The organism is Weissella paramesenteroides ATCC 33313 (genome assembly GCF_000160575.1).
GTDB lineage: Bacteria > Bacillota > Bacilli > Lactobacillales > Lactobacillaceae > Weissella > Weissella paramesenteroides.
This window is the reverse complement of the sequence record NZ_GG697130.1, coordinates 37,054-51,450: the sequence shown is the minus strand read 5'-3', so window position 1 is coordinate 51,450 and position 14,397 is coordinate 37,054. Positions and strand designations below refer to the sequence as shown.

The following is a 14,397-nucleotide window of genomic DNA, read 5'->3' as shown; positions in this document are numbered from 1 at the left end:
ACCAGATTATGCGACTGGTGGTTTTTTTGTAGGTTGTTTAAAATATTGTATTAAAATAATTGTGTAGATATTTGGTGGATATAACCGTCTACTAGTTATCCTACTTATTCCTACAAAGTTTGTTGATTTACGTACTACATGATTTATCTCATCTTATTGGTTATTTGTAACTAGGATAGAACATTTTAAAAATCCCCACTGGTTAGAGCTGTCACTCTATCTGGTGAGACTTTTTGCATTATTTGAAACAGGATATTTGCTACAAGTTTGCTACACACACCTCGTAAACACCTATATAATAGGAAAGTGAATGCCTGTCGACGGCACTCAAAATAGCTCTAAGAATCCTTCATTTTTAGGATTTTTAGGGCTTTTATTTTGCACTGGTAACATTTTTGTAGCACTCATAAATTAAGTATTATGGTATGTACAATTTTATTTTTGTTCGGTTATTTAAAAAACTATCACTTCAGATGCCGGTTTGGTACTATTGAGATAGTAAATGAATGGAGGATCTTATATGGGTTATAAGCATCTTGAAAAAGGATATAACATTTTTTTAGGCGTGGGTATGCTTATCTTAGGAATAATTATGTTTGGTTTTTTTGTCAAGGATTTGTGGATTTTGGTGCAAATGGTTTGGCAAACAGACCTTCAGAAAAATTTTTATAGCATTGCGCGATTGATTTTAGAAACGTTTTTATTCTTTGAGTTTGTTGTATTAACACAAGAATATTTTTTACAAAAGCACATTTCATTACAAAATTTCATGTATATTGGAATTACAGCAATGCTCCGCAATTTACTAGTTTATCATGATGACACGATGGGAATATTGATTCAATCAATTTCTATTGCAATTATGATTTTAGTTTTGATTGTTTATCGTTGGTCACGACGATATTTGGCGGATTTGGAACAAAAAGAAGCTAGAGAAGAAGTGATATTTGCTGAAGAACATCAACTGCAACAAGCAACTGATGAACATTAGGTATTACGGGGTTTTGTTACTAATTTAATGATTGAATATTGTATAATGAAAAAAATGAAGGTTGGAGGAACAGTATGATGGATTTGGACCATATACCAAAGCAATATTTTCGCAAAATAAGATGGACATTATTTTGGGGATTATTCATTTTGGCCATCATTTTTAGTCATTATACAAATGCAGCAGCTTGGCTTTTTATAGGTAGTCTTGCTGTATTAGGTGTATCAATCAAAAAGAGCTTTCGATGGGTTCTACCAATTGTACTTATTTTATTAGTTGCGGGCAGTCCACAATTAGGATTAATATCACAGGGACTATTAATTATGTTGGTCGTTGGGTTACGGGAATTATTTGTCATGCCACATGCTAAGCTCACGCAATTAAAACAACATCCTCGTTTAAAAATCAATAAGAGTGGCTTAACACGACGTGATAGCCGTGTTTTTAAACAAACATTTAAGCCTATGCAGAAATCGGCATGGCACGTAAAAGTTTTGTTTCAGCAAACTGTGGGACTTAGAAGAATTGCAATAGAAACAAAAGTTGTCACATATATTGAGGCTATTTTAAATAAATTAGCAGAGAAACCAACCCAATTGCTCACGGTGAACGACTTTGCATATCGTAGATTACCTAATTTAGAACAATTGTTAGTGAGTTATGTAGAAATTGCAAATCATTCTGTTATTAGTGATGAAGATAAAAAACAGTTAAAAACGGCACGACAATTGATTAAAGAATTATCGATGAATATATGTAAAGATTACCGGTTAGTAATCAGTGAGGATATGAATAATTTAAATAGTCGGATGAATACAACAAAGGATACATTGGGAGATAGGCATGAATGAAGAGCAACAATCACAAAAAGATTTGACAAGTAGTAGAATCGATAGAGTGGGTCAGTTAACGTCAAAGGATCGATCAGAAGCTTTAAAACTTGCACAACAACTTGATGTGGAACATTTGGATTCAATTATTTCATATGGTGAAGATACCCAGAAAGACCTAACTGATTTTTCGCAGGAAGTACTGGAAAAGGTACAGTCACAAGATGTTGGACCAATTGGAGACACATTGACAGAGTTGATGTTCAATCTTTCTCAGGCTAATCCAACTGAATTAACACCTATTAAACAGGGATTCTTTGCGCGTATATTTAAAAATATGCAAAAATCCATTTATGAACTAACGGCAAAATATCAAAAAATCGGCGCACAAGTTGATCATGTTGCCGGACAGTTACAACATTTTCAAACGGAATTAATGGCTGATAACCGTATGCTTGATGATTTGTACAGTAAAAATATGTCTTTTTTCAATCAGCTAAATGTCCACATTGTTGGGGCAGAAATGAAATTAACAGATATTGAAAAAAGAGAATTACCAGCTGCACAAAAGCTGGCACAGCAGTCAGATAATCAATTATTAGCCCAAAAAGTGCAAGATTTAATACAATTCCAGCACCGGCTTGAAAAGCGAGTGAACGATTTAAAGTTGACGCAACAAATGACATTGCAACAAGCACCACAAATTAGACTGATTCAAACAACTAACCAAGTTCTGGCTGAAAAAATTCAAACATCAGTTAACTCTGCGATTCCGCTGTGGAAAAATCAAGTTACGATTGCCCTAACATTGTTGAAACAAAAGAAAGCAGTAAATGCCCAACGAGCTGTGTCTGATACAACGAATCAATTACTGCAGTCAAATGCGGATATGTTACAACAAAATACAATTGAAGCAGCCAAGGAAAATGAGCGTGGCATTGTCGATATCGAAACATTGCAACACACACAGGACCAATTGATTAAAACTATCAAAGAAACAATGATTATTCAAAAAGAAGGTCGGGACAAACGTGTTGCAGCAGAACAGCAAATGAAAGATATGGAATCAGAACTGAAAGAGACGCTCATTTCGATGGCAACAGAATCAGATAAAAAACCAATATAAAACGTATAGTTTAACTGAGATTGACTAAAAAATGAGATTTTTTTAATTTATTACAATTATTTGACAAAAAAGGGTTACATGTTTTGGCCGATACCGTTATAATGGACACTATAAGAAACATTAGTATGAATAGTCGTATCATTGTAGTGCCGAGAGGAGGCCCATTATGGTAACGTTATATACATCACCAAGTTGTACATCATGCCGAAAAGCGCGTGCATGGCTCGAGGAGAATGAGATTTCTTATCAAGAACGAAATATATTTAAAGAACCATTAACTCGTGAAGAGATTAAAAATATTTTGCGTATGACTGAGGATGGTACCGAAGAAATTATCTCAACAAGGTCAAAACTATTTACAGAATTAGACATTAAATTAGACGATATGTCGTTAAGTTCATTGATTGATTTGTTGCATAATCAACCAGCACTATTGAAGCGTCCATTGATTATGGATGAAAAACGTATGCAGGTCGGTTATAATGAAGATGAAATTCGACGATTCTTACCTCATGAAATGCGTCAGGCAGAATTGGCTCGCGTCACCGCTATGGTTGATTTATAGAATTAATTTTTGTCAAAATAAGTTATTTAAAGTTGATGTTCTAATATGGCATCAACTTTTTTACAATGTATTCGACGAATAAACCAAGAATTTGTTATAATATATTGTTAGAACGATTTCTCATATTTAGTTGAGAAGAAAGGGGTGCCCATTATGGAAATGGAACGAATAAATGATGATACCATTCGCGTTGTTGTCACAAATGATGATTTAGCGGAGCGTAGTATTTCAATTGTTGATTTGCTGGGCAACCAAGATGAAATTGAAGAGTTCTTCTATAGTATTTTAGAAGAAGTCGATGTTGATGGTGATTTTGAAGATAACGAAGCCGTAACCTTCCAAGTATTGCCTAATCGAAATGGTTTAGAACTATTTATTTCTAAAAATATTGATGACAAAACAATGATGGAGGGGATGCTGAATTCCGTACTTGGTAAGCGAGATGCCGGTGAGTCTAATGATGATGTTTCTGATGACTTATTAGATAAATTGCTTGCTAGCGACAGTAAGGATAGTCAGAACGTAGCAGACCAATCAATTATAAAGCAATCACAGATGAAAGATGTTTCTACATCTGATAAGCAGAACCATTTAGTCGATAGATTATTAACTTCAGAAAACATTAATGATCAGGAGTTGGTACTGCAATTTGATGATTTTGAGAATATCATTCAATTTTCACTAATGATGCAAAAACAAGATTTTGCTTTCAGCACAAAATTAGTAAAGTATCACAGTAAGTTTTACTATATCTTAGGTATAGATGGTCAAGCCCTGCAAAATAATTATGATATTAAGGATTTGACAGGCGTTGCTAGAGAATTTGCCAAAGTCTCAGAAGTATCTGCTGAGGTTTTGGTGGAACACGGTCAAATTGTTTTTAATGATAATGCGCTTGAACAAGTATTAAGCTACTTTAAGTAATATGATCCAGTGGAACTGGGACAGAAATCTCTGTCTCAGTTTTTTTGTAAAAAATACATTAGTTTTCGTCTCTATTTATGGAGGTTGAATGATGTTAATTGCGCGACATGCACATACAAAAGAGTATATGGATGCTAATTTGGCAAGATTAAATGATGAGTATGTATGTCCAGGGTGTGGTGAGTCCGTTTGTTTAAAAAAAGGCAAAATCAAGATAGCCCACTACGCACATAAAATTCTTGCAAACTGTGATGCTAGTAGTGAAGGCGAATCGGCATTGCACCTTCAAGGAAAATTAGCTCTATTTCAATACTTTAGTAAAAAATATGATGAAGTGAAGCTGGAGCCTTGGCTTAGTGAAATCCAGCAGCGACCAGACCTAATGATAAGAAGAGGCGATAAATGGACGGCAATTGAGTTTCAGTGTGCTCCCATTACGCTTGAACAGGTTCGAAAGCGGATGGCTGGTTATCGAAATTTACATTTACAGACATTGTGGATTTTAGGTGAAACTTATCAAAAAAAGCGAATATTAGCGACAACGATGGCGAAATTTGCAGTTATCCATAATTTTGAATTAAAAATATTTTTTTGGAATTATAAGCATAATATTTACTATCAGGGATGGTGGCAAATTGATAATGGTGGTTTAGTAACTCGCAAAACCCGAGTAAATAATCAGCTGCAACAATTGTTAAAGATACAACAGTCAGTTATACTTGCAAAGCCAAAAATCCGTGAGATACAAGAGTATCTTTATAAACAAAATAGAAATATTGTTGGCATTCCTTGGATTTGCCATGCGCAATATTCACTCCCAGGTGGGCTTAAGATACCACATTGGCAAGTTGCTGTTCGTATTATTATGGTTTTAGAGAACAAGTCGGTTAGTATGGATGAAATGCTGCAACGATGTATTGTTCAAGATTGGCAGCAATTTGGTTGTGTAATGGTAAGGGATGTACAAAAACTATGGCTTTATCATTTTTTAAATGATGCTCTTAAGGCGAATCAAATTGAATATACAAATGGAAAATTTAAACTAGGCAACTTAGTGAAATGGTTTGACACTTATCAAGATAAACTCGAAGCATTCCGAGAAGCTTATTTTATTGATTCTCATATCCTATCAAGGAAACTATCGAACTAGCACTGAATAGACAAACAAACTATGATAAAATGAAGATTATATTAGACTGAAATGAGGGACAATAATGGTTAAAGAACTACCTTTACGTGAAGAACTACCAGAATCAGCAACATGGGATCTTAGTACAATTTTTGCTAGTGATGAAGCTTGGCAAGATGCCTATGATGAATTAGCAGAGCGTCTAAACACTGCAGATTTTTTTGCCACCAGTGCAACAGAATCGGGCACGTCATTATACAATGCACTGCAATACGGCTTAGGGTTAATGCGTGACTTAGAGAAGCTATACGTCTATGCATCAATGAAATCAGATCAAGATACAGCTAATGGTTTTTATCAGGGATTAAGTAATAAGGCCGAAACAATTGCCGCTAAGGTTTCTGCCGCAATTGCATTTTTTGACCCAACGGTTCTCTCACTTTCTGCGGAGCAGCTTGCAGCATTTTTTGCAGCTGAGCCACGTCTAAATGATTACCAACACTACTTTGATGATATTTTGACACAAAAAGGTCATGTCCTTCCTGAAAATGAAGAAAAATTATTAGCTGCTGCAGGGGATGTTTTTGGTGCTTCAGAACGAGCATTTGGTATGTTGGATAATGCTGACATCCAGTTTGATGCTGTAGAAAATGATGAAGGTGAATTAGAAACCTTGTCAGACGGGGTTTATTCACGATTATTAGAATCTGTTAATCCGGATGTACGTAGAAATGCGTTTAAAACATTTTACGCATCATACATGGCACTAGATAATACGTTTGCGTCGTTGATTGGTAGTCATGTCAAGGGACATAATTATTTAGCCCAGGTGCACCATTTTGACTCAGCTCGTCAAGCTGCTTTGGCTGCTAATAATGTGCCTGAGATAGTTTATGATACGCTTGTGGCTGAAGTAAATAAGGCGTTACCTTTATTGCATCGCTATATGAATTTACGTAAACGATTATTGAAACTTTCAGAGCTACATTCTTATGATTTGTATACGCCAATTCTTGGTGAACCAGACTATGAAATTGATTATCCACGTGCTCAAGCTGAAGCATTAAAAGCATTAGCTCCTTTGGGTGAAGATTATCTAGCAATTGTCCAAAAAGCATTTGATAATCGTTGGATTGATGTTATTGAGAATAAAGGTAAACGTTCGGGTGCCTATTCAGGTGGTTCTTATGATACAAACCCATTCATTCTACTAAATTGGGTTGATAATTTGAATAATTTAAGTACATTAGTACATGAAATGGGTCATTCTGTGCACTCTTACTTAACAAGAACGAGTCAGCCTTACCAATATGGTGACTATCCAATTTTCCTTGCAGAAATTGCATCGACGACGAATGAAAATTTGTTAACAGACTACCTATTACGTACCATTACTGATAAAAAATTAAAGGCATACGTGTTAAATCAGTATCTCGATGGTGTCAAGGGTACTTTATTCAGACAAACACAATTTGCTGAATTTGAACAGTGGATGCATGAAACTGATGCTAGTGGTACACCGCTAACTGCTGAAGTATTGAATGAAGCTTATGGCGAGTTGAACCAACGTTATTATGGGCCAGCATTGACTGTAGATGAAGAAATTGCACACGAGTGGGAGCGTATTCCACACTTTTACTATAACTTCTATGTCTTCCAATATAGTACCGGTTTTGCTGCCGCTACGGCACTGGCAGATAAAATTTTACATGGGGGACAGACGGCGGTTGATGCATATAAGGAGTATCTAAAAGCTGGTGCATCAGCATTTCCAATTGATGTCATGAAAAAAGCAGGTGTCGATATGACGAAGCCTGACTATCTACGAGAGACGTTCAATGTCTTTGAGCAGCGCTTAAATGAATTCGAACAATTAGTTAATGAATTAGGCCTTGAGTAACGTCAAGTTAGGTAATTTTAGAAAGTAATGATGATATCATATCTGGTGTATACTTTTATCTATAAAATTCTTACAATTGCCAGTACAGGTATAAAACGTTAAAATAGTGGGTATACACAGAAATGCTAGGAGGGAAAATATGTCAGGTGGACAAATTGCTCTAATAATTTTAGCTATTGCAGTATTATTATTAGTTCTATTTATTGGATTATTCTTAGTGAGATTGACGCAAACACTAGGTGTTGTGACGAAAGATGTTGACATTATTGCACGTGAGGCTAATGATATATTAGCTAATGTAGACACGTTGCTAGATGATGTGAATGGAAAGGTGGCAACAATTGATCCTGCCTTTCAGGCAATTGCTGATTTGGGGACCTCAGTATCAGAATTAAATGATGCGACGCATAATTTAACAGACAAAGTACGATCATCGTCTAGTTCAAACAAGACGAAAGTAGCGTCAGCACTTTTTGCGGCTAATGCAGCTAGAAAGAATCGTAAGAATGCAAAAAAAGCTGAAGCTACGCAAAAATAGCCATTGGTTAATAAAACGGAGGATATATTCATGTCAAAGACAAAAGGATTTTTAGCTGGTGTCGCATTTGGTAGTTTAGTTGCCGCTGCAGGATACGGTTACTACAAGATGTTGACTGTTGAACAACAAGATGACTTAAAAGAAAAGTTTGATGATGTTGTAGCTGATTTTCGTGATAAAGTAGTGGATTACAGTTATGCTGCGACTGATGCCGTTGCATCAGTTCGTGATAAGGCCGATGATTTTGTTTCTGATAAGAGCTATGCCTTTGATACCAAGGTGACAGACCTTAAGGAATCAGCTGAAGAAAAGTCTGCTGATTTACGTGCAAAGGCTGATGAATTGTTGGCCTCAGCGCAAGCAAAGGCAACGGATTTACGAAATCAAGCACAAGACTTATCTAATCAAGCTAAAGCAAAGGCCGATGATTTTAGAGAACAGATTAAAGCTGATGTTGCTGAACAGACAGAAGAGGATATTGTTCTTTCACCAACGGATGATGCAGTTGCATCAGAAACCTTTGAAAGCTTTGAAGATGAGGTTGAGCCTGAAGTATTGGAGCCAACAACTGGACTATCAGAAACCGATAAAAAAGGTTTATCTGAGGAAGCTGATAAATAGTTCTTCAGTTCTATATTAAATAAATGAAAAACGTTAGCCCAACCAGATTGGCTTGAGCTAACGTTTTTTTGTAACATATATTAATTTTAAAATTATTCAATAATACGTAATTCTTTAGGTGAGTGCGTGTATGGATCAACACCAGATTCTGTGACAATAACTGAGTCTTCGATACGAATACCTAAATCGCCAGGAATATAAATTCCTGGTTCGATTGAAAATGACATGCCTGGTTGTAGAACTAAGTCATTGCCTTGTGCAATTTGAATTGATTCGTGCACAGATGAACCGATTCCGTGTCCAAGTCGATGTACGAAATATTCACCATAACCAGCCTTTGTGATGATATCTCGTGCAATGCCATCCAATTCACCAGCAGTCATGCCTGGCTTGGCGGCAGCTTGGGCAGTTAGTTCAGCCTCTAAGACAACATTATAAACTTCTCGTTGATGATCTGATACTGATTGGAAAGCAACCGTACGTGTTGCGTCAGATACGTAACCATCATAGATAGTACCAAGATCAAATAAGGCAAGATCACCAGGCTTCAATGTATTGTTACCTGTGTCACCATGTGGTTCGGCAGCATGAGCACCAAATTGAACCAGTGTATCAAATGACATGCCAACAACACCTGAAGACTTTAAATCATACTCTAATTTTGCCATTACTTGGAGTTCAGAAACACCAGCCTTCAAGGCATTAAAGGCAAACTCAAACGCGCGGTCTGCATCTTCACCAGCTTTGTGTAATTTAATAATTTCATCAGGAGTTTTAATCAAGTGCAATTTGGTCATTAATGGTGATAAATTACCGATAAACTTTGCTTCTGGAACAGCCGTTTGAATAAGGGAAGCACGTTTTAGTGTGAGTTGCTCTTGTTCAACTGCCCATTTTTCTGTATGTTGTGTATGGGCGTGCAAATGTTCATTAATTAGTGCCCATGGATTTTCTTGGTCCTGATAACCATAAACAGGATGAGACCAGCCTGAGCTTTTAACAGCTTCAACCTCAAGGGCTGGCGCAAAGATAAATGGCTCATCTTGTGGGAAAACCACTAGAGCGAGTACACGCTCAATAGGGTCAGAATTGAAACCCGTTAGGTAATCAATTGAATGAAAATCTGAGAAGTATGCAACATCTAGTTGTTGTTCTTCTAGCCAACTTTGTATTGATGAAAGTTTATTGGTCATTAAAAATTCTCCTTTAATTGAAATATATGATTAATTGTACGCTCATTTTTAAAAAATGCCCATCTATGATAAAAAGTTATGTTACAATTAACCATTGTGTGAAATTATTATTAAATGATGAAACAAATTATGAAAACATGTTACAATCACATTGTAAGCGTTCCCATAAAATAAAATCAGTTAATGGCTGTTAGATTAAATAAATTTGTCTAGCGCTCGAGTCTGAATTAAAAATTTGTATTTTTAGGAGAATAGTAATGGATAAACAAACTGTCACAATTTATGATGTGGCGCGAGAAGCAAAAGTGTCAATGGCAACTGTTTCACGTGTCGTGAATGGTAATGCAAATGTTAAAGCTGAAACAAAAGAAAAAGTTAATGCGGTGATTGCTAAGTTGGGGTACCGTCCAAATGCAGTTGCTCGAGGATTGGCCTCACGGCGAACAACGACAATTGGTGTCGTTATCCCTGATGTTACCAACCATTATTTTGCTGAATTAGCTCGTGGTATTGATGATGTTGCGGCAATGTATCATTATCAAATTATTTTAGCGAATTCCGATGAGTCAAATACTAAAGAAATTCAAGTGATGGAAAATCTTCTTGGTAAGCAAGTTGATGGTATTGTATTTATGGGTAACATTTTAAATGATGATATTCGTGATGAATTTAAGAAAGCTGATGTACCTGTAGTTTTGGCTGGCTTGTTAGATGAGTATGAAGAACAGCCATCAGTTAATATCGAATATAGATCAGCAATGAGTGATGCAACAACAAGATTGCTGCAAGCGGGTCATACCAAAATTGCTTTCGTCACTGGCGATTTAGATCATTATATGAACAAGGCACATAAACTACTTGGTTATCAAGATGCTTTGGCTGCGTACGATGTGGCTTATGATGAGAAGCTAGTTTTCCAAGGAACATATGACTATCAGTCAGGTTATCAACTCGCTCAAGAAATTAAAGATTCAGAGGCGACTGCAGCAATTGTTGCCAATGACGAAATGGCTGCTGGTGTGATTAACGGTCTAACAGATGCAGGTGTTAATGTACCAGACGACTTTGAAATCATTACAGGCAATGATTCAAAGGTTGCGGTGATTACACGACCACAATTGTCATCAATTACACAACCAATTTATGATATTGGTGCAGTTGCCATGCGCATGTTAACAAAGTTGATGAATCATGAAGAACTGGCAGTTAATAATATTGTTCTCCCACATGGTTATGTAGATCGTGGATCAACTAAGCATGACAATATGTAGGTGTACGATAAGATTTTAAATCTGTTTTGGAATTCATAAACAGTAGTCTTATTAAGTGACGGAATAAGAAAAATAGGATGGCTTTTTTGAGTGATTTCAAAAAAACCGTTCTTTTTTATTTAAGAACGTTAATCTTATAACTGATTTAGTCAAAAAATGATAAAAAAATTAGAAAAATATTGACTTTTATAATCAGCGCGGTATCATTGAAATAATTGGTTGATACATTGCTAGCACTATATTATAAAGCTATTATTTTTTTAATTTTTAGTTATGTGATAGCAATATTAATTTCATCCAGTAATATTATATTAGGTGATTTTTTACTTAAAATAAAAAATATTTTAATTTTTTAAGCTTAAGTTTTTGAAATCATGCTTGATAAAGTCACCCAAGTTAGGAGAATTTTTATATGGGGCTATGGTCAAAATTTTTGGAGCGCGAGGATGCTTCCACATATATTAGCAAAGATGCGGATATGCCACGTATCTTACATACGAAGGACTTTTTAGCATTAGGTGTTGGAACAATTGTTTCAACGGCTATTTTTACTTTACCGGGCGTTGTGGCGGCTAATTATGCTGGCCCTGGAGTTGTATTTTCATTCTTATTGGCAGCAGTTGTTGCAGGATTTGTTGCCTTGGCATATGCCGAAATGGCATCTACTTTACCTGTTGCTGGTTCAGCATATTCATGGATCAATGTTTTGTTTGGTGAAGGCTTCGGTTGGATTGCCGGCTGGGCTTTGTTAGCTGAATACATCATTGCAGTTGCATTCGTTGGTTCTGGTTTATCAGCAAACTTTAGAGGATTAATTTCTCAGATTGGTATTAATTTGCCACCAGCATTATCTGGTGCATTAGATACGCATTCACTATTTGGGTGGGCCTCATCTGTCAGCGGTCCTAAGGGCGGCTTTGTTGATATCGTGGCCTTTATAGCAATTATTTTAGTCGCATGGCTATTATCACATGGTGTACATGAAGCATCTCGTGTTGAAGTGACACTAGTTGTTATCAAAGTACTCGCCGTTTTGCTATTTATTGTGGTTGGCTTAACAGCCATTCATCCAGAAAATTATTCACCATTTGTTCCTGCATATAACCCAAATGGCACGACGTTAGGTGGGTTCCAAGGAATTTGGGCTGGTGTGTCTGGTATTTTCCTAGCATATATTGGTTTTGACTCAATTGCTTCAAATTCCGCAGAAGCCGTTAATCCACAAAAAACAATGCCTCGTGGTATTTTAGGATCATTACTAATTGCCGTTGTCTTGTTTGTTGGTGTTTCACTGGTTCTTGTTGGTATGTTTAAGTACACCAAGTATGTTGATAACGCTGAACCAGTTGGTTGGGCATTGCGACAAGCTGGTCATCCAATCGTTGCGGCTACAGTTTCAACTATTGCTGTTGTTGGAATGTTGACAGCATTGATTGGTATGATGATGGCTGGGTCACGGTTGCTATACTCATTTGGACGTGATGGTATGTTACCAAAATGGTTGGGTCAAGTTACTGAAAACAAGGGATTGCCAAATCGTGGCTTGTTAGTCTTGACTGTTGTTGCGGTTCTGGTTGGATCATTCTTCCCATTTTCGTTCCTTTCAGAATTAATTTCTGCAGGAACTCTGATTGCGTTTATTTTTGTTTCACTAGCTATGTATTCATTGCATAAGCGAGAAGGTAAAGACTTGCCAGAAGCTGGGTTTAAAATGCCAGGTTATCCTGTCACCCCAGCAATTGGTGCAATTTTGTCAGCATGGGTATTTTGGGGACTTAGTGCCGAGGCAAAGATTTATGCTTTAATTTGGTTTATTATCGGAATTGTTGTGTATTTCCTTTATGGAGCAAAACATTCAGTATTGAGAAGCAAATCAGGTAAGTAAATAGTACTTAGTAGGGGGAGTAAGATAGCAAAAATGGTTGAAAATAATGATGTTTTAAATCAAGAAGAACAGCATTTTGCTGGCGCTGGGCGCGTTTATTATTTTGATGTGGTTCTTGACTCAGGTAAAGGGGCAATTTTAAAAGATGTTGCTGGGAATGAGTACATTGATTTGTTAGCAAGTGCTAGTGCAACAAATACAGGGCATGCACATCCAAAGATTGTGAAAGCTATCCAGGATCAGGCTGAAAAGCTAGTTCATTATACTGCTGCATATTTTGCCACATCAACAGAGGCTAAATTAGCTTCAGAATTGGTAAAATTAGCACCCGGTGATGAAAAAGATTGGAAAGATTGGATGGTTGTTTTTGGTAATTCAGGTTCCGATGCTAATGATGCAGTCATTAAGTTTGCTCGCGGATATACAGGTAGGACGAATGTTGTCTCATTTGTCGGGGCATATCATGGTTCAACTTATGGTTCGATTTCTGCATCAGCAGTCAGCTTAAACATGAGTCGTAAAATTGGACCACTATTGCCTGGATTTTATAAAGTACCATTTCCATCCCCTGATAAACGCTTACCTGGTGAGAATGATGAAGCTTTTTCTGAGCGTATGTTTGCTGCTTTTAAAGAACCATTCGAAAATTATTTGCCAGCTGAAGAAACAGCAGTCATCATGATTGAAGCAATTCAAGGAGATGGTGGTATTATGGCTCCGCCAGCGGGTTATTGGCAAAAGGTAGCAGACTTTGCGCATGATCATGGTATCCTGTTAGCTGTTGATGAGGTTAACCAAGGTTATGGTCGTACAGGTAAATTCTGGGCATTTGAACATTTTGGCATCCATCCAGATTTGATTGCGATGGGAAAATCAATGGCTTCAGGTTTGCCGTTAAGTGCTGTCTTGGGTAGACGGGAAATCATGCAAAGTCTTGATGCACCTGCAAATGTTTATACAACTGCTGGTAATGTTATCAGTGCTGCTTCAGCATTAGCAACATTGGACGTGATTAAGTCTGAAAAATTGATTGAAAGATCTGCTGAGCTTGGTAAATTTGCAAAGCAATTTTTTGAAAAAGAGCAAGCAACATTTGATTTTATTGGCGATGTCCGATTGTATGGTCTAAATGGTGGTATTGATATTATTGATCCTGAAACTGGTTTGGGAGATGAGCAAGGGACCAATACCATTATCTATAACCTATTTAAAAATGGTGTGCTGATGATCTCATTACGTGGTAATACGCTAAGGTTTCAACCACCACTAGTCATTAAAAAAGAAGAATTACAACAAGCATTTGATGTTATCCATAAGGTGTTTGCTGGCTATCAAGCTGGTGAGTTACTTGAACCAAATGGACGTCATCATATTGGTTGGTAACTAAAAAAACGACGAACTAAGCATGAACATGGGGATGCTTG

The 14,397-nt window shown here is 36.7% G+C and carries 13 protein-coding genes; 12 read left to right on the top strand and 1 reads right to left on the bottom strand.

Annotation, left to right across the window (positions count from 1 at the left end; all coding sequences use genetic code 11):
* The first annotated feature begins 520 nt into the window (after window positions 1-520).
* From HMPREF0877_RS06115 to HMPREF0877_RS06075, 9 genes are all read left to right on the top strand, one after another.
* Window positions 521-991 (top strand): phosphate-starvation-inducible PsiE family protein, encoded by a 471-nt coding sequence (locus HMPREF0877_RS06115; RefSeq protein ID WP_040760810.1) that lies wholly within the window; start codon window positions 521-523, stop codon window positions 989-991.
* Between the two features lie 74 nt (window positions 992-1,065).
* A complete protein-coding gene (locus tag HMPREF0877_RS06110) occupies window positions 1,066-1,842 on the top strand; it encodes a 5-bromo-4-chloroindolyl phosphate hydrolysis family protein (RefSeq protein WP_002828415.1) in 777 nt (258 codons plus the stop codon).
* Complete coding sequence (locus HMPREF0877_RS06105; protein ID WP_002828414.1) at window positions 1,835-2,947, top strand: toxic anion resistance protein; 1,113 nt, start codon at window positions 1,835-1,837, stop codon at window positions 2,945-2,947. Before HMPREF0877_RS06110 ends, HMPREF0877_RS06105 begins: the two co-directional genes overlap by 8 nt.
* Before the next feature lie 166 nt (window positions 2,948-3,113).
* Window positions 3,114-3,512 (top strand): transcriptional regulator Spx, encoded by a 399-nt coding sequence (spx, locus tag HMPREF0877_RS06100; protein ID WP_002828412.1) that lies wholly within the window; start codon window positions 3,114-3,116, stop codon window positions 3,510-3,512.
* Window positions 3,513-3,665: 153 nt separating this feature from the next.
* Window positions 3,666-4,436: an adaptor protein MecA gene (locus tag HMPREF0877_RS06095; RefSeq protein WP_002828411.1), complete on the top strand. Its 771-nt coding sequence runs from the start codon at window positions 3,666-3,668 to the stop codon at window positions 4,434-4,436.
* A gap of 91 nt (window positions 4,437-4,527) precedes the next feature.
* Complete coding sequence (locus HMPREF0877_RS09845; RefSeq protein ID WP_050755321.1) at window positions 4,528-5,586, top strand: competence protein CoiA; 1,059 nt, start codon at window positions 4,528-4,530, stop codon at window positions 5,584-5,586.
* 64 nt (window positions 5,587-5,650) lie between these two features.
* Complete coding sequence (gene pepF, locus HMPREF0877_RS06085) at window positions 5,651-7,465, top strand: oligoendopeptidase F (RefSeq protein WP_002828409.1); 1,815 nt, start codon at window positions 5,651-5,653, stop codon at window positions 7,463-7,465.
* 139 nt (window positions 7,466-7,604) lie between these two features.
* A complete protein-coding gene (locus HMPREF0877_RS06080; RefSeq protein WP_002828408.1) occupies window positions 7,605-8,003 on the top strand; it encodes a DUF948 domain-containing protein in 399 nt (132 codons plus the stop codon).
* 30 nt (window positions 8,004-8,033) lie between these two features.
* Window positions 8,034-8,624 (top strand): ATP synthase subunit B family protein, encoded by a 591-nt coding sequence (locus tag HMPREF0877_RS06075; RefSeq protein ID WP_002828407.1) that lies wholly within the window; start codon window positions 8,034-8,036, stop codon window positions 8,622-8,624.
* A gap of 92 nt (window positions 8,625-8,716) precedes the next feature.
* Here the strand turns inward: HMPREF0877_RS06075 and HMPREF0877_RS06070 are convergent, their stop codons facing one another.
* A complete protein-coding gene (locus tag HMPREF0877_RS06070) occupies window positions 8,717-9,817 on the bottom strand; it encodes a M24 family metallopeptidase (RefSeq protein WP_002828406.1) in 1,101 nt (366 codons plus the stop codon).
* Window positions 9,818-10,074: 257 nt separating this feature from the next.
* Here HMPREF0877_RS06070 and ccpA point away from each other — a divergent pair, with 257 nt between their 5' ends.
* From ccpA to HMPREF0877_RS06055, 3 genes are all read left to right on the top strand, one after another.
* Entirely contained in the window at window positions 10,075-11,088 is a 1,014-nt protein-coding gene (ccpA, locus tag HMPREF0877_RS06065; protein ID WP_002828405.1) for a catabolite control protein A, read from the top strand.
* Window positions 11,089-11,500: 412 nt separating this feature from the next.
* Window positions 11,501-12,973: an APC family permease gene (locus tag HMPREF0877_RS06060; protein ID WP_002828404.1), complete on the top strand. Its 1,473-nt coding sequence runs from the start codon at window positions 11,501-11,503 to the stop codon at window positions 12,971-12,973.
* A 33-nt stretch (window positions 12,974-13,006) separates the two neighbouring features.
* On the top strand, window positions 13,007-14,356 hold the full coding sequence (locus HMPREF0877_RS06055; protein ID WP_002828403.1) for an aspartate aminotransferase family protein: 1,350 nt from the start codon (window positions 13,007-13,009) through the stop codon (window positions 14,354-14,356).
* Window positions 14,357-14,397 lie beyond the last annotated feature (41 nt).

Excerpts from the sequence above, each read along its gene's own strand:
- ccpA (WP_002828405.1), top strand. The coding sequence starts at position 10,075 with ATGGATAAACAAACTGTCACAATTTATGATGTGGCGCGAGAAGCAAAA.
- spx (WP_002828412.1), top strand. The coding sequence starts at position 3,114 with ATGGTAACGTTATATACATCACCAAGTTGTACATCATGCCGAAAAGCG.
- HMPREF0877_RS06095 (WP_002828411.1), top strand. The coding sequence starts at position 3,666 with ATGGAAATGGAACGAATAAATGATGATACCATTCGCGTTGTTGTCACA.
- HMPREF0877_RS09845 (WP_050755321.1), top strand. The coding sequence starts at position 4,528 with ATGTTAATTGCGCGACATGCACATACAAAAGAGTATATGGATGCTAAT.
- HMPREF0877_RS06115 (WP_040760810.1), top strand. The coding sequence starts at position 521 with ATGGGTTATAAGCATCTTGAAAAAGGATATAACATTTTTTTAGGCGTG.
- HMPREF0877_RS06110 (WP_002828415.1), top strand. The coding sequence starts at position 1,066 with ATGATGGATTTGGACCATATACCAAAGCAATATTTTCGCAAAATAAGA.
- HMPREF0877_RS06060 (WP_002828404.1), top strand. The coding sequence starts at position 11,501 with ATGGGGCTATGGTCAAAATTTTTGGAGCGCGAGGATGCTTCCACATAT.
- HMPREF0877_RS06080 (WP_002828408.1), top strand. The coding sequence starts at position 7,605 with ATGTCAGGTGGACAAATTGCTCTAATAATTTTAGCTATTGCAGTATTA.
- HMPREF0877_RS06070 (WP_002828406.1), bottom strand. The coding sequence starts at position 9,817 with ATGACCAATAAACTTTCATCAATACAAAGTTGGCTAGAAGAACAACAA.
- HMPREF0877_RS06105 (WP_002828414.1), top strand. The coding sequence starts at position 1,835 with ATGAATGAAGAGCAACAATCACAAAAAGATTTGACAAGTAGTAGAATC.
- HMPREF0877_RS06075 (WP_002828407.1), top strand. The coding sequence starts at position 8,034 with ATGTCAAAGACAAAAGGATTTTTAGCTGGTGTCGCATTTGGTAGTTTA.
- pepF (WP_002828409.1), top strand. The coding sequence starts at position 5,651 with ATGGTTAAAGAACTACCTTTACGTGAAGAACTACCAGAATCAGCAACA.
- HMPREF0877_RS06055 (WP_002828403.1), top strand. The coding sequence starts at position 13,007 with ATGGTTGAAAATAATGATGTTTTAAATCAAGAAGAACAGCATTTTGCT.